Genomic DNA, 20,691 nt, shown 5'->3' with positions numbered 1-20,691 from the left:
ACCGGACGCGCCCCTCGCACTTCGTCGGCTCAGCCGGCCAGGCAGGACGGTCCGAGCAGTACCTTCAGGTCGCCGAACAGGGCCGGGTCGGGCTTGACGCGGTGCCGGTCGAGGCGGAGCACGGTCGTCTTGGTCGGCCCCTGGAGCCTGATCCGGACCTCGCTGTCGCCCTTGTGGTGGGTGAGGATCTCGCCGAGCCGGCTGACCATGGGCGGGGTGACCCGAGTGGCGGGGATGGTGAGGATCACCGGCGCGTTGGTGCCCGCGTTCGACAGGTCGGGGACCTGCATCTCCATCGCGACGAGCCTCGGCACGTCCTCGCGCTTGTCCAGGCGTCCCTTGACGAACACGACCGCGTCCTCGACGAGTTGGGTCGAGACGAGCTGGTAGGTCGCCGGGAAGAACATGCACTCGATGGAGCCGGCGAGGTCCTCGACGGTGGCGATGGCCCAGGCGTTGCCCTGCTTGGTCATCTTGCGCTGGAGGCCCGAGATGATGCCGCCGATGGTGACGACCGCGCCGTCCGCGTGCTCGCCGCCGGTGAGCTGGGCGATGCCCGCGTCGGCCTTGTCCGAGAGCACGTGCTCCAGGCCGAAGAGGGGGTGGTCGGAGACGTAGAGACCGAGCATCTCCCGCTCCTGGGCGAGCAGATAGGTCTTGTCCCACTCCTCCGTGGTGAACTCCACGTCGAGCCCGAAGCCCGGCTCGCTGCTGTCGTCCTCGCCCATGCCGCCGAAGAGGTCGAACTGGCCCTCGGCCTCCTTGCGCTTGACGGCGACCACGTTGTCGATCATCGGGTCGAAGTGCGCGGTGAGGCCCTTGCGGGTGTGCCCCATGGAGTCGAAGGCGCCCGCCTTGATCAGCGACTCCGTGGTCCGCTTGTTGCAGGCGACCGCCTCGACCTTGTCGAGGTAGTCCGGGAAGGAGGCGTACTTCCCCTTGGCCTTGCGGCTGCGGATGATCGACTCCACCACGTTCGTACCGACGTTACGGACGGCGGAGAGGCCGAAGAGGATCACGTCGTCGCCCTGGGCGGCGAAGTTCTGCTCGGACTCGTTGACGTTCGGCGGGAGCACCTTGATGCGCATGCGGCGGCACTCGTTGAGGTAGACCGCCGACTTGTCCTTGTCGTCCTTGACCGAGGTGAGCAGCGCGGCCATGTACTCGGCCGGGTAGTTGGCCTTGAGGTACGCCGTCCAGTAGGAGACCAGGCCGTACGCGGCGGAGTGGGCCTTGTTGAAGGCGTAGCCGGCGAACGGGACCAGCACGTCCCACAGGGCCTGGATGGCCTCGTCGCTGTAGCCGTTCTTCTTGGCGCCGGCCTGGAAGATGGTGAAGTTCTTCGCCAGTTCCTCGGGCTTCTTCTTGCCCATCACGCGGCGGAGGATGTCGGCCTCGCCGAGCGAGTAACCGGCGATGATCTGCGCCGCCTTCTGCACCTGCTCCTGGTAGACGATCAGGCCGTAGGTGACCGCGAGGACCTCTTCGAGCGGCTCCTCCAGCTCCTTGTGGATCGGCGTGATCTCCTGGCGGCCGTTCTTGCGCTCGGCGTAGTTGATGTGCGAGTTCATGCCCATCGGGCCCGGCCGGTACAGGGCCGAGACGGCGGAGATGTCCTCGAAGTTGTCGGGCTGCATCTGGCGGAGCAGGGAGCGCATCGGGCCGCCGTCGAACTGGAAGACGCCGAGCGTGTCGCCGCGGCAGAGCAGTTCGAAGGTCTTGGGGTCGTCCAGCGGGAGGGCGAGCATCTCCAGGTCGACGCCCTTGTTGGCCTTCACCATCTTGATGGCGTCGTCCATGATCGTGAGGTTGCGCAGGCCGAGGAAGTCCATCTTCAGCAGGCCGAGCGACTCGCACTGCGGGTAGTCCCACTGGGTGATGGTCACGCCGTCGGTGTGCCGCACCCAGATCGGGGCGTGGTCGACGATGGGCTCGCTGGACATGATCACGCCGGCCGCGTGCACACCCATCTGCCGGACCAGGCCCTCGACGCCCTTGGCGGTGTCGATGACCTTCTTCACGTCCGGTTCGTTCTCGTACATCGACCGGATCTCGCCCGCCTCGCTGTAGCGCGGGTGGGAGGGGTCGGTGATGCCGTTGAGGTCGATGCCCTTGCCGAGGACGTCGGCGGGCATGGCCTTGGTGAGCCGGTCACCCATCGCGTACGGGTAGCCCAGCACGCGCGCGGAGTCCTTGATGGCGTTCTTCGCCTTGATCTTGCCGTAGGTGCCGATCATGGCGACCTTGTCGGCGCCGTACTTCTCCGTCACGTACCGGATCACCTCGACGCGCCTGCGCTCGTCGAAGTCGATGTCGACATCGGGCATGGAGATGCGCTCGGGGTTGAGGAACCGCTCGAAGATCAGGCCGTGCGGGATCGGGTCCAGGTCGGTGATGCCCATGGCGTACGCGACGATCGAGCCGGCCGCGGAACCCCGTCCGGGGCCGACCGCGATGCCCTGCTTCTTGGCCCACATGATGAAGTCGGCGACCACGAGGAAGTAGCCCGGGAAACCCATCGAGATGATGGTGTCCATCTCGTACTCGACCTGCTTCATGCGGTCGTCCGGGATGCCGTCCGGGAAGCGGCGGTGCATGCCGCGCATGGTCTCCTCGCGGAACCAGCTGACCTCCGTGTACCCCTCGGGGATGTCGAACTTCGGCATCAGGTTCTTCGCCTCGAACATGCCGCTGGTGTCGATCTGCTCGGCCACCAGCAGGGTGTTGGCGCAGCCTTCCTGCCAGGCGTCCGAGGAGTCGATGGCGTACATCTCGTCCGTGGACTTCAGGTAGTAGCCGGTGCCGTCGAACTTGAAGCGGTCCGGGTCGGAGAGGTTCTTGCCGGTCTGGATGCACAGCAGCGCGTCGTGCGCGGTCGCCTCGTGCGCGTACGTGTAGTGCGAGTCGTTGGTGACCAGGGGCGGGATGCCGAGCTTCTTGCCGATCTCCAGGAGGCCGTCGCGGACCCGGTGCTCGATCTCGATGCCGTGGTCCATCAGCTCCAGGAAGTACCGGTCCTTGCCGAAGATGTCCTGGTACTCGGCGGCGGACTTCAGGGCCTCGTCGAACTGGCCGAGGCGCAACCGGGTCTGCAGCTCGCCGGAGGGGCAGCCGGTGGAGGCGATGAGCCCCTCGGACCACTGGGAGATGGTCTCCTTGTCCATCCGGGGCCACTTCTGGAGCCAGCCCTCGGCGTACGCGTCCGAGGAGAGCTTGAAGAGGTTGTGCAGGCCCGTCTTGTTCGCCGCCCAGATCGTCTTGTGCGTGTAACCACCCGAACCGGACACGTCGTCCCGCTTCTGGTGCGGCTGGCCCCACTGGATCTTGCGCTTGTTGCGGCGGGACTCGGGCGCGACGTACGCCTCGATGCCGATGATCGGGGTGACGCCGGCCTTCTTCGCGGTGTGGAAGAAGTCGTAGGCCCCGTGGAGGTTGCCGTGGTCGGACATGGCGATATGGGTCATGCCCATCTCGTTGCACGCGTTGAACATGTCCTTGAGCCGCGCGGCACCGTCCAACAGCGAGTACTGGGTGTGGACGTGCAGGTGCGTGAACGGCGGCTTTGACACGGCTTCGGCCTCCAGGGGGACACAGGGACAACAGGCGTGAACGACTTCCCCACGGGCTGCGGACAGTCTGGGGGACAGCGTCGAAGTCTATGCCTCGGCAGTGACACGGCGAGGCTCCTCCCCCGTACCTTTCGGGGAGGAGTCGTGGGCACTCCCGTGCGCGCTCGCACGTTGAGAGGTCGACCCACCCGTGATCCACCAGGAGGCACCCAGCGATGTCGGTTCCGCAGCTCAACGACGAGCGACGCGGTGAGGAGATCCTCGCCGTCTTCGACACCGCCTTCGGCCGGCTCCTGGCCGCCGACCCGGCCGCGTTCCGCGTGAAGTTCCGGAAGATGGCGGCCTCGGCGTTCGCGTTCTACCGGGGCACGGCCTGCCTGTTCTACAGGGACCTGGACGAGGAGAAGGCAGCCGGTCCGTACCTGGACGAGCGCACCTCGCGGGTGTGGATCCACGGCGACCTGCACGCGGAGAACTTCGGCACCTACATGGACTCCACGGGCCGTCTCATCTTCAACGTGAACGACTTCGACGAGGCGTACGTCGCCCCCTTCACCTGGGACCTGAAGCGCTTCGCCGCCTCCGTGGCGCTCATCGGGTACGCGAAGGCGCTCAGCGACGAGCAGATCACGGAGCTGGTGGAGATCTACGCGGCCGCCTACCGCGAGCGGATCCACGCCATAGCGACCGGCGCCAAGCGGGACGAGGTTCCCCCGTTCACCCTGGACACCGCCCAGGGCCCGCTGCTGGACGCGCTGCGCGACGCCCGGTCGCTGACCCGCTTCGGCCTCCTGGACTCGATGACGGAGATCCGTGACTTCGAGCGCCGCTTCGCGCCGGGCGGCGGCTCCATCGAGCTGGACGCGGCCACGCGCTACAAGGTGCTGGCAGCCTTCGACGGCTATCTGGAGACGCTGCCGGAGTCGTCCCTGACCCGCCCGGACTCCTACCGGGTGAAGGACGTCGTCGGCCGCCGGGGCATCGGGATCGGCTCGGCGGGGCTGCCGTCGTACAACATCCTGCTGGAGGGGCAGAGCGACGCCCTGGAGAACGACGTCGTGATCTACATCAAGCAGGCCCAGACCCCGGCCGTCTCCCGGCACATCACCGACGAACGGATCCGTGACTACTTCGAGCACGAGGGCCACCGCACGGTGATCTCCCAGCGCGCTCTGCAGGCGCACGCGGACCCGTGGCTGGGCTGGACCGAGCTGGACGGCGCCGGACAGCTGGTCGCCGAGGTGTCGCCGTACGCGGTGGACCTGGACTGGAGCGACATCGACGACCCGGAGGAGATCGCGGCGGTCGTCGCCGACCTCGGCCGGGCCACGGCCACGATGCACGCGGCGGCGGACGACCTGACCGGGCAGTCCCTGGTGCCGTTCTCCACGGAGCGGGCCATCGACGCGGCGATCGCGGCCGACGAGGAGGGCTTCGCACCCCTCCTGGTGGACTTCGCGCACGCGTACGGGGCACGCGCGCGTGCGGACCACCAGATCTTCGTCGACCTCTTCCGCAACGGCCGGATCCCCGGCCTGTAGACGTACGTCACCCACAGGGGCCTTTTAGCGGTCCCTTACGGGTGTACGTGGGAGACTCTCCAACGCCATGGACATATCCGGGACCCACCTCAGAGCCGTACGCGCGGCGTTGTTCACGGCGGTCGTCGTGACGCTCGGCACCGCGTCGCACGTGCTGCTGTCCGGGGTCCCGCTCCCACTGACCACCGTCGCCGCGATCGCCGCCGCCGTCTTCCTCGTCGCCTACGCCCTGGCCGGCCGCGAGCGCGGCTTCGGGCGCATCGCCGGTGTGCTGGTCCCGCTGGAGCTGACCGCCGACACGGTCTTCACCGCGGGGCAGCACGCCTGCTACGGCGAGGCGGGCGGCCCCGTCACGGGTCCGCTGCGCCAGGTCGGGCTGGACGTGCTGTGCGGCGGCAGCGTCGGCGCACCGCTGGCGCGGGTCACCGGCGGCTCCGAGCGGGCGGCCGCACTGCTGGCGGGCGCCGGTCCGACCACCGCCTGGCTGCTGCTCGCCGCGCACGTCGGCGTGGGGCTGTTGGCCGCCGCCTGGCTGCGGCGGGGTGAGCGGGCGCTGGGCCAACTGCTGGACGCCGCGGTCGCCGCCGGCTTCCGGCCGCTGCTGATCGCGGTCGCCTCCGTCCTGGTGCGGCCCGCCCCGGCGGAGCAGCGCCCGAGGCGCGTCGCGCACCGTACGGCCACCGCCCGCACCCTCCTCTTCGCCCACTCCCTGGGACGGCGTGGACCGCCGTGCTCCGTCACGTTCGCGTGACCGCCTTCTGAGCACGAGCACATCCCCGTCACACCTTTCCGCGCACCCCGGGTGCGCGTTTCCCAGGGAGTACACCCTTATGAGCAAGCGGAACAGCAACGCGGCGAAGTCGGCGGCCCGTGAGCGGCTGCGTCTGGAGCGCGAGCGACAGGCCAAGCGCGCGAAGGTCCGGCGTCAGGCGATCGTGGCGGCCTCGATCGTCGCGGTCCTCGCGATAGCCGGCGGCGTCGGCTACGCCGTGGTCCAGAACAGCGAGCCCACGAAGTGGGAGGCGGCCGCCGAGGCCACGGTGGTCGCGCCGGCCAACACCTCCGGCAAGAACGGCACGACCGTGCTGATCGGCGACTCCACGTCCGACAACGTGGTCCACCTGTACGAGGACCCGCGCTGCCCGGCCTGCGCCAGCTTCGAGCAGACCGTCGGCGAGACCGTCGACAAGGGCATGGAGGACGGCGACTACAAGCTCTCCTTCACGATCGGCACCTTCCTCGACGGCAACCTCAGCGGCGAGGGCTCGAAGAACGCGCTGAGCGCCCTCGGCGCCGCCCTGAACGTCAGCCCCGAGGCGTTCCTCGACTACAAGGCCGCCCTGTACTCGGCGAAGTACCACCCGTCGGAGTCGACCGACGAGTTCGCCAAGGACAGCTATCTGATCAAGGTGGCGAACACGGTCGACGCGCTGAAGAACAACAAGAAGTTCCAGGACGCCGTCGAGAAGGGCACCTACGACGCCTGGGCGATGCGGATGAGCAAGTCCTTCGACGACGCCGAGGGGGTCAAGTCGACCCCGACCATCAAGATCAACGACAAGACGGTCACCAACCCGTCCTCGGTCGCGGACTGGGAGAAGGCGCTCAAGGACGCGGGCGTCACCGAGTAACGACCGCGTCGCGCACGGGACGGGCGGAGACGGGTGGATGTCCGGAGGCCTTTCCTCCGGACATCCACCCGTCCCTCTCACGCCGTGGCTACGGCGCGATGTACGGCTTGACGCGCCCCCGGTAGTCCTCGGGCCGGACCTCGTTGTAGTACTTGTCGGCGTCCTCGTCGTCCGAGGTGAAGATGTAGGCCGGGCACTCGTCGGACTCGGCCTTGCCGCTGTGCGCGTACTGCTCCTTGCCGGTGCGCGCCTCGACGACCCGCAGCCGGTACGAGGTGTTGTACGTCCGGATCTTCAGCGGCTTGCCGTCGGCCTCCATGTCGCAGACCTTGCCGGTCGCGGTGGCCTTGGTGCGCTCGACGCAGACGACCAGCTCCGCCTCGGCCGGCTTGTCCTCGTAGCCGAGGAACCAGCCCTTGGGGAAGTCGCCGTCGAGGGGCACGCTGCTCGTCCAGCCGTCGCCGGTGCTGTTCATGAGCTGCGCCGGGTGCACGGTCTTCTTCGTACGGTCGTAGGCCGGCAGTCCCGCGAAGCCGAGTCCGTCCGTGCAGACCCGCTCCAGGTCCTGGGTGGTCAGCGGAACCTCCGGTTCGTCGACGGCGGCACCGGCCGACGACGACCCGCCGCCGCTGCCTCCCCCGGTGCTCCCGGTGCTCCCGGTGTTCCCGGTGGATGACGAACACCCGCACAGGACCATGCCCAGCACTCCGGCGGCGACCCACACCCGGGCACGCTGCATCGACGACCTCCCTGCCGAAAGAGAAAGAAGCAGGCAGGGCATGTCCCCCCGGGTCATGCCCTGTCCCCCCTGCCCTGCCGAAACAGAAGCGTGCCGGACTCCGGGGGGACTGGCATCGGGGAAGATCCCCCATGTAGTTGTGCGGCCCCTGTGAAACCGGGGGCTACTCTGTACGCGCCTCGAAGACGCGTGCGAGGGATGCCCGACGGGGGTGGCGTACGGGGGCGGCGCCCCCGGCGTACGGAGGGAACGTGCGCGCGGCGTGCGGGAGGCGTACGGGTTTGCCACGACCATCCCGACAGGGCGCAGGGGGCCTGGAGTTGTCGTCGTTCTCGTTGGAGCCGTCGTTCTCGTCGGAGCCTTCCTTCGCTTCGGAGCCGTCTTTCGCTTCGGAGCCGTCTTTCTCGTCACTGTCCTCGCCCGCGCTGGTCGGCAGGGAGGCGGAGCGCGAGCTGCTGGCAGCCGTCGTCCGGGCGGGCCGGGACGGGCGGGGTTCGTCGGTGTTCGTGCTGGGCGAGCCCGGCATCGGCAAGTCCCGGCTCGTCGAGGAAGCCGCGTCCGCCGCGGCGCGCACCGGGGCGCGTGTCCTGCGCGGGCGCGCCGCGTCCGCCGGGCGGGCGGTGCCGCTGCGCCCCCTGGCTGAGGCCGTGTTCTCCGGGTTACGGGGCGACGGGGCGCCCGCGGACGGGGATCTGGGCCCCTACGAGCCGCTGCTGACCCGGCTGTGCGGGCTGGCACCGCAGGACGGCGCGCCCCTCGTCGGATACGCCGAGGCCGTACTGCGGCTCCTGCACGTCCTCGGCCGGGACGGCGGCTGCGTCCTGGTGCTGGAGGACCTGCACGACGCGGACGCCGACACACTGGCCATCGTCGACTACCTCACGGACAACCTCTGCGGGCAGCGGACCGTCCTGCTGGCGACCCTGCGCGGCGAGTCCGGCCCGGCGCTCGACCTCGCCGGGGCCGCCACGTCCCGTCGTACGGCCCGGACGATCCGCCTCGCCCGCCTCGGGCCGGCCGGCACCGCCGAGCTGGCGGCCCGCTGCCTGGGCCACGACTCGGCCGAAGACGTCCCGGCCGCGGTGCTGAACCAGCTGCACACCGTGTCCGAGGGTGTTCCCTTCGTGGTGGAGGAACTGCTGCGCGCCATGGTCGACGGTGGTGCTCTCGTCCGGGACGGAGACTCCCACTGGACGGTGACCGGCTCGCTCGACGCCGGTGTCCCCGCCACGGTCGCCGCCGCCGTCCTGCAACGCGTGGACCAGTTGCCGCCTGCCGGTGTCGCCCTCCTGGAAGCGGCGGCGGTCCTCGGCCGGCGCTTCCCCGTGGACATCGCCGCCCGCGCCGCCGGCCTGGACCGCGTCACCGCCCTCGCCCAACTCCGCCACGCCTCCCACGCCCACCTCGTCTCCGATGCCACCACCCCCTCAGACCCCGGCTGGCACACCTTCCGCCATGCCCTCACCGCCGACGCCATCACCCGCCGCCTGCTCCCCGCCGAACGGGCGGCCCTGTGTCTGGCGGCGGCGGACGCGATCGAGGGGGCGTGGGGGGTGAGCGGCGAGGAGGCGAGGTCTGGCCCGACGTACGCCGGTGGGGAGATCCCGACACGCCCGATCACACCGAGCACGGCGGACCACGACACGCCGAGCAGGGCGAACGCCCACGGCCCGGAGCGGCCCGGCGTTCCCGAACCAGCGGGCCCTCCCCACGCGCTCGCCCCGTCCGCCGCACCGGCACGCGCCCCTCACCGCCCCCTCGGCGAGGACGCCGGTGACGATCTGTACCGGCTCGCCGCGGAGTTGTGTGTCGCCGGTGGCCGGCCGGCGCGGGCGGCCGTGTTGCTCGCCGGGGCCGGTCGGCAGGCCGTCGCCCGGGGTGCGCTGCTGACCGCCGTGGAACTCCTCGACCGGGGCCTGGAACTGATCGCCGACACGCCGGACGCGCCGCCCGAGGCCGTGGCCCGGCTGCTGGAGGAACTGCTCGGCACGCTGGTCCTCACCGGGGACGTCCGGCGCGTACCCGAACTCGGTGACCGGCTGGACCGAGTCCTGACGGTGTCCGGCGCGCCGACCGGCCGACGGGCGGCGGGTTTTCTGACCCGGGCGCGGGCCGCGGCGACCGCCCAGCAGTGGGAGGAGGGGCTGACCGCCGTACGGCGGGCGAGGGACCTGCTCGGCGACACGCCCGACCCGGCGTCCCGCGCCGCGCTGGACGCGGTCGCCGCCCACCTGGTGCTGAACTCGCAACGCCCGGACCGGCTGGAGAGCGCCCGCGCGCTCGCCGAGGGCGCCGTCGCGACCGCGGAGGAGGTGGGGCTGCCGGAGGTGGCGTGCAAGGCGCTCAACATGCTCGGGTACTGCCTGCGTCCCCGGGACCTGGGCGAGGCGGAGGACGCGTTCGCCCGGCTGGTCGCCACCGCCGAGGCCCACGCGCTGCCGGTGTGGCGGATCCGCGGTCTGCTGGAGCTGGGCGTGCTCGACCGCGTCCGGTTCACCGGCATGGACCGGCTGCTCGCCGCGCGGGCGGCCGCCGAGGACACCGGCGCGGTCCTCATGACCGCCTGGGCCGACATGCATCTGACCCTCGCGCACATCCTGCGCGACGAACAGGACCGGGCCACGGAGTCCGCGCGTCGCCTCCGGGAGACGGCCCGCCGACTGCGGTTGCGCGAGGTGGAGTTGATCGGGGCGGGCGTGGACGGCGTCATCGCCGCGTCGCTCGGGGAGCGGGAGAAGCTCGACGCCACCGTGCGCACGCTGGAGCGCGCGCTCGCCGGGCGCAGCGCGGGGGCGCTCTGGGGCTACGCCGACACCTCCGTGTGGGGCTGGGCCCATGGCATCTGCTCCCTGCTGCGGGAGGAACCCGACCGTGCGTTGGCCGAGTTCACCGAGGCGGACGCCGTCATGCGGGCCCTGCCCAGCACCCGTGGCGTCACCGGCTTCCTCGGCCCGTACCTCCTGCTGCGCACCCTGCGCGGCGCGACCGACTGGGGCGAACTCGACGGCCCCGGCACCGAACTGCTCGTCCAGGTCCACTGGGACCGCCCCTTCGCCGGCTGGTCCCGTGCGGTCCTGCTGGGCCGCGAGGGCCGGACCGCCGAGGCCACGAAGACGGCGGAGGAGGCCCTGACCGGCACCGCCGCGATCCCGCTGGCCGCCCATCTCTGTCTGCGGCTGGGCGCCCAGGCCGCGCTCGCCGACGGCTGGGGCCGGCCCGTCGAATGGCTGAGCGCCGCCGAACAGTTCTTCCACGAGCGGGGCACGACACGCGTGTCCGCCGCGTGCCGGGCGCTGCTGCGCGAGGCGGGCTCGCCCGTGCCGCGCCGCCGCCAGGGCCACGACACGATCCCGCGAGAGCTGCGCCGCGTGGGGGTGACCGCCCGGGAGTACGAGGTTCTGCGCCTGCTCGCCGCCCGGCTCGGCAACCAGGAGATCGCCGAGCACCTCTTCCTCTCCCCCCGTACCGTCGAGAAGCACCTCGCCAGCCTCCGCCACCGCACCGGCAGTCCCGACCGCGCGGCCCTGATCACCCTGGCCAGACGCTACGCCGAGGACCGCTGACCGCCGGGGCACGGGCTCACCGGAGCCCTGACCGCCATGCGCGATCCGACGAACAACGCACGACCGTCTGAACATTGAGCGGATTTCGGACTTCTGCCTTACCTCAGGCCTTACCGATCAGTAATCTCATCCGCCGTGACCAGTCGCAGATCTCACTCCAGACCCGATTCCCCTACCCGGCCCACGAGTTCGTCCGCCCCGAGCCGCCGTACCGTGGTGAAGGCGGCCACGGCCGGCGCCGTCCTCGCGGCACCGCTGGCGGCCGCGATACCGGCGCACGCGGCAGAGGCCCCCGCCTTCCTGCACGGCGTCGCCTCCGGCGATCCGCTGCCCGACGGTGTCCTGCTGTGGACCCGGGTGACGCCCACCGCCGCCGCGCTGCCCGGCTCCGGCATCGGCCCGGACATCGAGGTCGGCTGGACCGTCGCCCTGGACAAGGCGTTCACCGACATCGTCGCCAAGGGGTCGACGACCGCGAGCGCCTCCTCCGACCACACCGTCAAGGCGGACGTACGTGGGCTCGCGCCCGCCACCGACTACTGGTTCCGCTTCTCGGCCGGCGGCACCGACTCGCCCGCCGCCCGCACCCGCACCGCCCCGGCCGCCGACGCCAACGTCACCGGCCTGCGCTTCGGCGTGGTGTCCTGCGCCAACTGGGAGGGCGGGTACTTCGCGGCCTACCGTCATCTCGCCGCCCGCGGCGACCTTGACGCGTGGCTGCATCTCGGCGATTACATCTACGAGTACGGCACCGGCGAGTACGGCACCCGCGACAGGGTCGTACGACCGCACGCGCCGACCCACGAGATCCTCTCCCTCGCCGACTACCGCGTCCGGCACGCCCGTTACAAGACCGACCCGGACCTCCAGGCCCTGCACGCGGCCGCGCCGGTCGTCGCCATCTGGGACGACCACGAGATCGCCAACGACGCGTGGTCGGGGGGTGCCGAGAACCACACCGAGGGCGCGGAGGGCGGCTGGACGGCCCGTCAGTCGGCGGCCAAGCAGGCCTACTTCGAGTGGATGCCGGTGCGCCCGGCGATCGCGGGCACCACCTACCGACGCCTGCGTTTCGGCAAGCTCGTCGACCTCTCACTCCTCGACCTGCGCTCCTTCCGGTCGCAGCAGGTGGGCATAGGCGACGGCGAGGTCGACGACGCGGACCGCACGCTGACCGGCCGGGCCCAGCTCGACTGGCTGAAGGCCGGGCTGAAGTCCTCCGACACGACGTGGCGTCTGGTCGGCAACTCGGTGATGATCGCCCCGTTCGCCCTCGGCAACCTCACCGCCGACCTCTTCGAACCCCTCGCCGAACTGCTGGGACTGCCGAAGGAGGGTCTCGCCCTCAACCCGGACCAGTGGGACGGCTACACCGACGACCGCCGCGAACTCCTCGCCCACCTGCGGCAGAACGCGATCCGCAACACGGTCTTCCTCACCGGTGACATCCACATGGCCTGGGCCAACGACGTGCCGGTCAACGCCGGTACGTACCCGCTGTCGGCGTCCGCCGCCACCGAGTTCGTCGTCACGTCGGTCACCTCCGACAACCTGGACGACCTCGTCAAGGTCCCGGAGGGCACCGTCTCCGCGGTGGCCTCCCCGCTGATCCGCGCCGCCAACCGGCACGTCCACTGGGTCGACACCGACCGGCACGGCTACGGCGTGCTGGACATCACCGCCGCGCGGGCGCAGATGGACTTCTACGTCCTGTCCGACCGCACGAGGGCCGACGCGACCTCGTCCTGGGCGCGCTCGTACCGGACGCGGAGCGGGACGCAGAAGGTGGAGCGGACGTACGACCCCGTGTGACCCCGCCCTGGTCTCACAGGGTTTCGAGGAAGCCGAGAGCCACGTGCCAGGTGGCCTCGGCGGCCTCCTCGTCGTAGTCGGGGAGGTCGGGGTCGGTGTAGAGGTGGCCGGCGCCCGCGTACCGGTAGACCTCGACGTCGGCGCCGGCCTTGCGCATCTGCAGATACCAGGCGCTCAGCCAGTCGTCGGGTTCGAAGGGGTCGGGCTCGGCCACGTGCAGCTGAACGGGCAGGTCGTCCACCGACGCGGTGGCGGCGATGTCCGAGGTGCCGTGCAGGAGCAGCAGCCCGCGCGCGTTCTTGTCGCCCAGGGCGAGGGTCTGCGCGACGGCGGCACCGAGTGAGAACCCGGCGTAGACGAGCCCTCGCTCCGAGTAGGGAGCGGCGGCCAGCACCGCCCGCTTGAGGATCTCTTCCCGGCCCAGCTCCTCGTTGAGGGCCCTGCCCTCCTCGACCGTGTCGAACGTCCGGCCGTCGAAGAGGTCGGGGGTCCACACCTCGTGTCCGGCACCGCGCAGCCGGTCCGCCGCCCGGCGCACGGCGGGCCGCAGACCGTAGATCGAGTGGAAGAGCATGATGTTCATGGGGCCATGGTGCCAGCAGGGTCGGACAGCGGTCCCCCGCGCCCGTACCCGGAGCGCGGCAGAAGTCACATGTTCATGACCCCGCGCGGCCGGTTACGTTCGAAGGCATGGAGAACCTACTCCGTCCATTGATCGTCATCGGTGGCTCGGTCGTCCTTACGCTGCTCATCGGCTGGACGACCGATCTGCTGCTGCGCAAAGCGGACGAGCGGCACCACGAGACACCTCTGTGGGGCCTGCTGCGCCGCGGCCGCATCCCCTACCAACTGGTCCTGTGCGCGGCCTTCCTCAGAGCCTCGTACGACGAGGCGCAGCTGCTGGAACAGCACCGCACCGCCATCGGCCGCACGCTCACACTGGTGCTGATCGGCGCCACGGCCTGGCTGGTGATCCGGATCGCGGCCGCGATAGTGGAGTCGACGTACAGCCGTTACGCCCGCGCCCACCGCGATCCGGCCCGGGTACGCCGGGTACGGACGCAGGTCACGCTGATCATGCGGGTCGTCTCGGCGATCGTCGGGGTGGTGGCCGCGGCCGCGATGCTGCTGACGTTCCCGGCGATGCGCGCGGCCGGGGCCTCACTGCTGGCCTCGGCCGGACTCCTGGGCATCGTCGCCGGTATCGCCGCGCAGTCCACGTTGAGCAACCTCTTCGCGGGGCTGCAGATCGCCTTCGGCGACATGGTCCGCCTCGGTGACGTGGTCGTGGTGGAGGGCGAGTGGGGCACGGTCGACGAGATCACCCTCACGTTCCTGACGGTCCGCACCTGGGACGAGCGCCGGATCACCATGCCGGTGTCGTACTTCACCTCGAAGCCGTTCGAGAACTGGTCGCGGGGCGGCGCCCAGATGACCGGCACGGTCTTCCTGCACGTCGACCACGCCGCGCCGCTGCCCGCGATGCGCGACCGGCTCCGGGACATCCTGCGTTCCTGCCCCGCCTGGGACGGCCGCCACTACGACCTGACGGTCACCGACTCGACCCCCTCCACCATGGAGGTGCGCGCCCTGATGACCGCCAAGGACCCGGACGACCTGTGGACCGTCCGCGTCACCGTCCGCGAACAGCTGATCCACTGGCTCACCGAGACCCACCCCTACGCCCTCCCCCGCGTCAACACCGCCGACGCGGTCCTCCCCCCGACCCACCCCGCCTCCCACAACGGCGACGGCACGGCCCTCCGCACCCATCGGAGCCGCGTCCACGAGGCCCCGAGGGCCTCGGACCGAGGGTGAGCACGGGCACCGTCGGCGCGTCGACGTGAACGTGGGGGCGGGCCCCGGCCTCGGGGCCCGCCCCCACGCCCTCAGTGCCCGCGCTCCGCGCCTCCGTTGACCTGGACGATCTGCGCGGTGACGTGTCCGGCGCCGGGCGACGCGAGCCAGTGCAGGGTGTCGGCGACGTCCGCGGGCGTACCGGCCCGGCCCATGGAGGTCTCCGCGACGAGCCGGGCCCGCCGCGTCTCCTCCACCGGACCGCCGAAGAACTCGGTGTCCTCCACATAGCCGGGCGCCACGACATTCACCGTGATCCCGCGCGGCCCGAACTCCCGTGCCAGATCGAACGCGTAGGGGTGCAGCGCCGCCTTGGACGCGGCGTACGCCCCGCTCCCCGACCCCCGGTACGCCGCGATCGACGACAGGAAGAGCACCCGCCCGCCCGGCGAGGCCAGCCGCTCCCGCAACGCCTCGGTGAGCAGCACGGCGGTCAGCGTGTTCAGCCGGAAGTTGACGCCCCAGGTGTGCGCGACGGCGTCGAGCGGATCGCCCCCGTGCACTGCGGGCTCCAGCCCGCCGTTCCCCCCGGCGCTGTGGATCAGCACGTCCACGGTCCCGAACTCCGCCGCCACGAAGGCGGCGAGCCCCCGCACACTCTCCGCGTCGGAGAGATCGGCCGCGTACGTGAGCGCCCCGGGCACCCCCGCCCTCTCCAGCACCTCTCCCCGCCGCCCGACCAACAACACCCGGTCCCCACCGGCCGCGAACACCTCCGCCGCCGCGCGCCCGATCCCCGTCCCGCCACCACTGATCACCACATTGCGAGCCATACCCCCGACCCTACAAACCCCCAACTCCCCCGAGCCTCCACCTCGGTGGCATCCCCGCGCCTCGGCACAAACACGTCACACGACGACTCCAGGCCCGCCAACCCACCGGAACAGTGCCGGCCGGGTCAGCGCAGGCTGCGCACATCCAGATGCCGGAGCACCCGGTCCACCACCTCGGGATTCGCGCCGGGCTCACTGCGCGCGGCCAGCACCTCGTGGCGAGCCGCGCTCAGCATCTCCCCCTGGATCCGCCGCATCCGCCGAAGCCGCCGCACCCGCTGCTCATGGCCCTCCCGCCGCTCGTCCTCCCCCACCTCCGGACTGATCCGCACCCCGATGTCGAAGGCCCGCCGCAGCAACCGCTCGGACATCTCCTCCGGCAGCTCCTCCACCTCCTCGATCTCCTTCAGCCGCCGCTTCGCCGCTTTCGCCGCCCGTACGGCCAACGCCTTCTCGAACTCCTTCTCGGCCCCCTCGTCGGCCCGCACCCCCAGCCGCCGCACCAGCAACGGCAGAGTCAGGCCCTGCAGCACCAGCGTCGCCATGATCACCCCGAACGCGATGAACACGATCTCGTCCCGGTCCGGGAACGGCGCCCCACTGTCCGTCTCCAGCGGAATCGCCAGCGCCAGCGCCACGGAGGCCACCCCGCGCATCCCCGACCACCACATCACCACGGTCTCGCGCCACGACATCGGGATCTCCTCGTCGTAGTCCCGCTTCGCGTGCAACCGCCGCGCCAGCCACGTCGCCGGCAGCAGCCACAGCAGCCGTACGAGCACGACGACGACCACGACGGCCGCCGCCCAGCCGAGCATCTCCCCCCACCGCCCGGACGCCGTACGGATGGCGTTGTGGAGCTCCAGCCCGATCAGCCCGAAGGCGACACCGGTGACCAGCGTGTCCACGACGTCCCAGACGGTGTGCCCGGCGAGCCGCGTCAGGACGTCGTCCGCGCCGAGCGCGTACTCCGCGAGGAACAACGCGGTCGTGAGCACCGCGAGCACACCGGACCCGTGGAGCTCCTCGGCCATCACGTACGACGCGTACGGCACGAGCAGGGTCAGCCCGATCTGCAGCGTCGCGTCCTCGAGGAAGTCCATCAGCCTGTTGGCGGCCCAGCCGAGCCCGATCCCCACGGCGACGGCGACGACGGCCGACAGCACGAGCTGGAGCGCGGCGCCCGGCCAGGAGAACGACCCGCTGACGGCGGCGGCGATGGCCACGTGGTAGAGCACGATGGCCGTGACGTCGTTGAAGAGGCCCTCGCCCTCCAGTATCGACACCAGTCGGCGCGGCAGCCCGAGCTGTCCCGCCACGGCCGTCGCCGCGACCGGGTCGGGCGGCGCGACGAGGGCGCCGAGCGCCACGGCCGCCGCGATGGGCAGTCCGGGCACGATCGTGTTCGCCACGGCGGCCACCGCGGCGGTGGTCACGAACACCAGCGCCACGGCCAGCAGGAAGATCGGCCGCAGGTTGGCCGTGAACTGCCGCCAGGAGGTCCGCCGCACCGCCGCGTACAGCAGCGGGGGCAGCAGCAGCGGCAGGATGAGCTCCGGCGGGATCTCCACATTGGGCACGAACCCGGGCAGGGCCAGGGCGATGCCCAGCAGCGTCATCAGCACCGGCGCCGGCAGCTTCAGCCGCTCGCCCACCGGCACGCTGACCACGGCCCCGACCAACAACACGAAGAACAGGGCCAATTGATCCATGGGGGCGCTCCGCTGGTGCTAGACGATCACGACCGACCGGATGCCCAGGGTGCCCCACCCGCACCGCCGAACGCTAAAGCCTTCGCCGCATCGCCCGATGAGGGATGCCCGCGTCCGGGAACTCCGGCCCGTACGCCTCATACCCCAGCCGCGCGTAGAACCCCAGGGCATGCGTCTGCGCCCCCAGGTCCACCGCGGTCAGCCCGCGCTCCCGCGCCGCCTCCTCGACCGCCCGCACCAGCGCGACCCCGACGCCCAGCCCCCGGGCCTCCGCCACGACGGCGAGCCGCCCCAGGGACCCCACACCGGGCTCCCCACCGGTCTTGCCGGCCGCCGCCCTTCCGTACAGCAGCCGCCCGGCCCCGAGGGGTACCCCGTCGTCCCGCTCGGCGAGCACGTGCACGGCCTCGGCGTCGTACGCGTCGTACTCCAGGTCCTCCGGCACGCCCTGTTCGACGACGAAGACCTGCTTGCGCACCGCGAAGCACGCCTCGCGATCGGCGGGGCCGTCGGCGACGCGCACCTCGTAGGACACCGGTACGGGGCTCACGCGTACGTCTCCTCCCGAACCTTGTCCAGGGCCTTCTGCAGATCCGCCGGGTAGTCGCACTCGAACTCGACCCAGCTCCCGTCCCCGGGGTGCTCGAAACCGAGGCGCACGGCGTGCAGCCACTGACGGGTGAGGCCGAGCCGCTTGGCGAGCGTCGGATCGGCGCCGTACGTCAGGTCGCCGACGCACGGGTGGCGGTGGGCCGACATGTGGACGCGGATCTGGTGCGTGCGCCCGGTCTCCAGCTTGATGTCGAGCAGGGACGCGGCACGGAACGCCTCGATGAGGTCGTAGTGCGTGACCGACGGCTTGCCCTCGGCGATGACCGCCCACTTGTAGTCGTGGTTGGGGTGCCGGCCGATGGGCGCGTCGATGGTGCCGCTCGTGGGGTCGGGATGGCCCTGGACCAGCGCGTGGTACCGCTTGTCGACCGTCCGCTCCTTGAACTGGCGCTTGAGGGACGTGTACGCGTACTCCGACTTGGCGACCACCATGAGACCCGAGGTGCCGACGTCGAGCCGGTGCACGATGCCCTGCCGCTCGGCCGCGCCGGAGGTGGAGATGCGGTACCCCGCGGCGGCGAGCCCGCCGATGACGGTGGGCCCCGACCAGCCGGGGCTGGGGTGCGCGGCCACACCGACCGGCTTGACGATCACGACCACGTCATCGTCGTCGTGCACGATCTCCATGCCCTCGACCGGCTCGGCGACGATCTGCACCGGCGCGGGCGCCTGCGGCATCTCGACCTCGAGCCAGGCCCCGCCGTGCACCCGCTCCGACTTGCCGACCACCGACCCGTCGACCGTGACCTTCCCCGCGGCGGCGAGCTCGGCCGCCTTGGTACGGGAGAAGCCGAACATGCGGGAGATGACGGCGTCCACACGCTCGCCCTCCAGGCCGTCGGGCACGGGCAGGGTACGGATCTCGGGAATCGTGCTCACCCGACGAGTATGCCGGACCGCCACGACACGCCCGACCGCGCCTGTGGAAAACCCCGTCGGTCCTGCCGGGTTCAGTCCTTGTGGACGGTCCCGTCCGGGTCGAGCCCCCGGAACGACAGCAGCACGATCAGGATGCCGCCGCACACGATGGCCGAGTCCGCGAGGTTGAAGACCGCGAAGCCCTTCGGCGCGATGAAGTCGACGACCGCGCCCTCGAAGACGCCCGGCGACCGGAAGATCCGGTCGGTCAGGTTGCCCAGCGCACCGCCGAGCAACAGACCGAGCGCGATCGCCCAGGGCAGGCTGTAGAGCTTGCGGGCGAGCCGGGCGATCACCAGGATCACGATCGCCGCGATCACCGTGAAGATGATCGTGAAGGCCTCGCCGAAGCCGAAGGCCGCGCCCGCGTTGCGGATCGCCTCGAACTTCAGCCAGTCGCCGATGATCTCGATCGGTTCATGGTGCTCCAGCTTCGCGACCACGATCATCTTGCTGACCAGGTCGAGCGCGTACGCCAGCGCGGCGACCCCGAACAGCACGGCGATCCGGCGCCTGCCGCGCGGCTTCGCGGCCGCCTCGGCCCGCTGCGCCGCGGCGTCGTCGCCGCCGTCGGACTGCTCCGGGTCGGCCCCGGTCGCGTCTGGAATGTCCGGCGTACCGATGATGCGCTCCGCCTCTGCCACGTGAGTCCCTCAACCTAGGTTCCTGACTGAGGACAAAGGTACGACACGCCCGCCGCGGACCAGGGGCTCAGTCGGCGATCGCTAGCGGCGTTCCTGCTTCTGCTTGCACTCGACGCACAGTGTGGCCCGGGGGAAGGCCTGCATTCGCGCCTTTCCGATCGGATTGCCGCAGTTCTCGCAGAGTCCGTAGGTGCCCGAGGCGAGCCGGTCCAGGGCGCGCTCGGTCTGGTCGAGCATCTCGCGTGCGTTGTGGGCGAGCGACAGCTCGTGCTCGCGCGTGATGTTCTTCGCCCCGGTGTCGGCCTGGTCGTCGCCCGCGCCGTCCCCGGAGTCCCGCATCAGGCCGGTCAGGGCCCGCTCGGAGGCCTCCAGCTCGGTCCTCAGCCGCGTCGCCTCGGACTGCAGCTCCGTCCGGGCCTCGTCCACCTCGTCGGGGCTCCAGGGGTCCTCTCCGGGGCGTACCGCGAGCTCGCCGGGCTCCACCGCGGCGGGCCGTGCCTTGGGGACGGCGGTGGGCTTCTTCTTCGCCGCCGTAGCCGTACCAGGAGTGTTCTTCGCAACCACTGTCGTGGCTCCCGTCGTCTCGGCGGCCTCGGCCGCGTCCGCCTTCTTGACCGTGCTCTTCGTCGCAGAGGTGCTCTTCTTCACCGTCGTCGCCTTCTTGGCCGCGGTCTTCTTGACGACCGACTCGCCACCGACGGCCTTCCCGCCCGCCGACTTCCCGGCGACGGACTTCCCGGCATCCGGCTTGCCGGCGACCGGCTTCTCCGCTGCGGCCTTCTTGGCCACCGCCTTCTTCGCCACCGCCTTCGCGGCCAACGCCTTCTTCGCCACCCTCTTCTTTCCGGCCGCCTTCACCGCCGAGGCCTTCGGCCCCTCGTCTCCACCGCCGGAGGCCACCGTGGATCTGCCGGACGCCGACTGCTGTACGGCGGTCTTCTTCGCCACCATGGCCGCGCCCCTTCACATATTGTGATCTTGCACGCGCATCGTGCTGGGACGATAAATCGACCCGAGTTCCGCGGCAACGGGGCAGACCACTCATTCCGCCCGCCCCGCACCCGTCGCGCGACAAGCCTGCAAGCGTTGTGCCCAGCTCCCCGCCGGGTATTCCGCCGCGCCGCACGTCCCAGGATCCGGACGCCCCGCCCACTCCATTCGGGTCATCCCGCAGGTCACCACACCCCTGCCCGCAAACCCGGGCAGAGCGCCGCCGCACACCGCCCACGGCCGCCGGAAATCCGGTCGGCCCCTGTCCGTACGGCGCCGTACACTGGGCGGAGCGAGAAGCGTGGATGGGGACGAGTAGCGTCGTACGCA

Annotated in this window: 15 protein-coding genes; 6 read left to right on the top strand and 9 right to left on the bottom strand. The window is 71.0% G+C overall.

Annotation, left to right across the window (positions count from 1 at the left end; genetic code table 11):
- Positions 1-29: 29 nt before the first annotated feature.
- Positions 30-3,569: a DNA polymerase III subunit alpha gene (gene dnaE / locus K1J60_RS33375; protein ID WP_220649456.1), complete on the bottom strand. Its 3,540-nt coding sequence runs from the start codon at positions 3,567-3,569 to the stop codon at positions 30-32.
- 215 nt (positions 3,570-3,784) lie between these two features.
- On the opposite strand from dnaE, the gene K1J60_RS33370 reads away from it, so the two are divergent.
- The 3 genes from K1J60_RS33370 (at position 3,785) to K1J60_RS33360 (ending at position 6,741) form a co-directional block, all read left to right on the top strand.
- Positions 3,785-5,110, top strand: coding sequence for a DUF2252 domain-containing protein (locus K1J60_RS33370; protein WP_220649455.1), 1,326 nt, complete (start codon positions 3,785-3,787; stop codon positions 5,108-5,110).
- 67 nt (positions 5,111-5,177) lie between these two features.
- Positions 5,178-5,861, top strand: a complete 684-nt coding sequence (locus tag K1J60_RS33365) for a hypothetical protein (RefSeq protein WP_220649454.1) — start codon at positions 5,178-5,180, stop codon at positions 5,859-5,861.
- A gap of 79 nt (positions 5,862-5,940) precedes the next feature.
- Positions 5,941-6,741 carry a DsbA family protein gene (locus K1J60_RS33360; protein WP_220649453.1) on the top strand — a complete coding sequence of 267 codons (801 nt, stop codon included), beginning with the start codon at positions 5,941-5,943 and terminating at the stop codon, positions 6,739-6,741.
- Between the two features lie 88 nt (positions 6,742-6,829).
- Here the strand turns inward: K1J60_RS33360 and K1J60_RS33355 are convergent, their stop codons facing one another.
- On the bottom strand, positions 6,830-7,480 hold the full coding sequence (locus K1J60_RS33355; RefSeq protein ID WP_220649452.1) for a hypothetical protein: 651 nt from the start codon (positions 7,478-7,480) through the stop codon (positions 6,830-6,832).
- A gap of 320 nt (positions 7,481-7,800) precedes the next feature.
- On the opposite strand from K1J60_RS33355, the gene K1J60_RS33350 reads away from it, so the two are divergent.
- Together K1J60_RS33350 and K1J60_RS33345 are read left to right on the top strand one after the other, a co-directional pair.
- Positions 7,801-11,043, top strand: a complete 3,243-nt coding sequence (locus K1J60_RS33350) for a helix-turn-helix transcriptional regulator (RefSeq protein ID WP_220649451.1) — start codon at positions 7,801-7,803, stop codon at positions 11,041-11,043.
- A 135-nt stretch (positions 11,044-11,178) separates the two neighbouring features.
- Positions 11,179-12,855 carry an alkaline phosphatase D family protein gene (locus K1J60_RS33345; protein ID WP_220649450.1) on the top strand — a complete coding sequence of 559 codons (1,677 nt, stop codon included), beginning with the start codon at positions 11,179-11,181 and terminating at the stop codon, positions 12,853-12,855.
- Positions 12,856-12,868: 13 nt separating this feature from the next.
- On the opposite strand, the gene K1J60_RS33340 is transcribed toward K1J60_RS33345, so the two are convergent.
- On the bottom strand, positions 12,869-13,438 hold the full coding sequence (locus K1J60_RS33340; RefSeq protein ID WP_220649449.1) for a dienelactone hydrolase family protein: 570 nt from the start codon (positions 13,436-13,438) through the stop codon (positions 12,869-12,871).
- Between the two features lie 107 nt (positions 13,439-13,545).
- Between K1J60_RS33340 and K1J60_RS33335 the strand changes: the two genes are divergently transcribed.
- Entirely contained in the window at positions 13,546-14,673 is a 1,128-nt protein-coding gene (locus K1J60_RS33335; RefSeq protein WP_220649448.1) for a mechanosensitive ion channel family protein, read from the top strand.
- 71 nt (positions 14,674-14,744) lie between these two features.
- Here K1J60_RS33335 and K1J60_RS33330 read toward each other — a convergent pair whose 3' ends face one another.
- The 6 genes from K1J60_RS33330 to K1J60_RS33305 all read right to left on the bottom strand — a co-directional run bounded on the left by K1J60_RS33330 (position 14,745) and on the right by K1J60_RS33305 (position 20,322).
- A complete protein-coding gene (locus K1J60_RS33330) occupies positions 14,745-15,485 on the bottom strand; it encodes an SDR family NAD(P)-dependent oxidoreductase (RefSeq protein ID WP_220649447.1) in 741 nt (246 codons plus the stop codon).
- Between the two features lie 125 nt (positions 15,486-15,610).
- Positions 15,611-17,197: a Na+/H+ antiporter gene (locus K1J60_RS33325; protein ID WP_220649446.1), complete on the bottom strand. Its 1,587-nt coding sequence runs from the start codon at positions 17,195-17,197 to the stop codon at positions 15,611-15,613.
- Positions 17,198-17,270: 73 nt separating this feature from the next.
- Positions 17,271-17,747 (bottom strand): GNAT family N-acetyltransferase, encoded by a 477-nt coding sequence (locus K1J60_RS33320; protein ID WP_220649445.1) that lies wholly within the window; start codon positions 17,745-17,747, stop codon positions 17,271-17,273.
- The gene (locus K1J60_RS33315; RefSeq protein WP_220649444.1) at positions 17,744-18,688 is read right to left on the bottom strand and encodes an RluA family pseudouridine synthase; all 945 of its coding nucleotides are present in this window, start codon (positions 18,686-18,688) and stop codon (positions 17,744-17,746) included. The genes K1J60_RS33320 and K1J60_RS33315 overlap by 4 nt, the downstream gene beginning before the upstream one ends.
- Positions 18,689-18,759: 71 nt before the next feature.
- Complete coding sequence (gene lspA, locus K1J60_RS33310; RefSeq protein ID WP_220649443.1) at positions 18,760-19,371, bottom strand: signal peptidase II; 612 nt, start codon at positions 19,369-19,371, stop codon at positions 18,760-18,762.
- 81 nt (positions 19,372-19,452) lie between these two features.
- Complete coding sequence (locus tag K1J60_RS33305) at positions 19,453-20,322, bottom strand: TraR/DksA family transcriptional regulator (RefSeq protein WP_220649442.1); 870 nt, start codon at positions 20,320-20,322, stop codon at positions 19,453-19,455.
- Positions 20,323-20,691: the final 369 nt, after the last annotated feature.

Origin of the sequence: Streptomyces akebiae (genome assembly GCF_019599145.1) — a bacterium.
GTDB classification, from domain to species: Bacteria; Actinomycetota; Actinomycetes; order Streptomycetales; family Streptomycetaceae; genus Streptomyces; species Streptomyces akebiae.
This window is presented reverse-complemented; position numbering and strand designations above follow the sequence as displayed.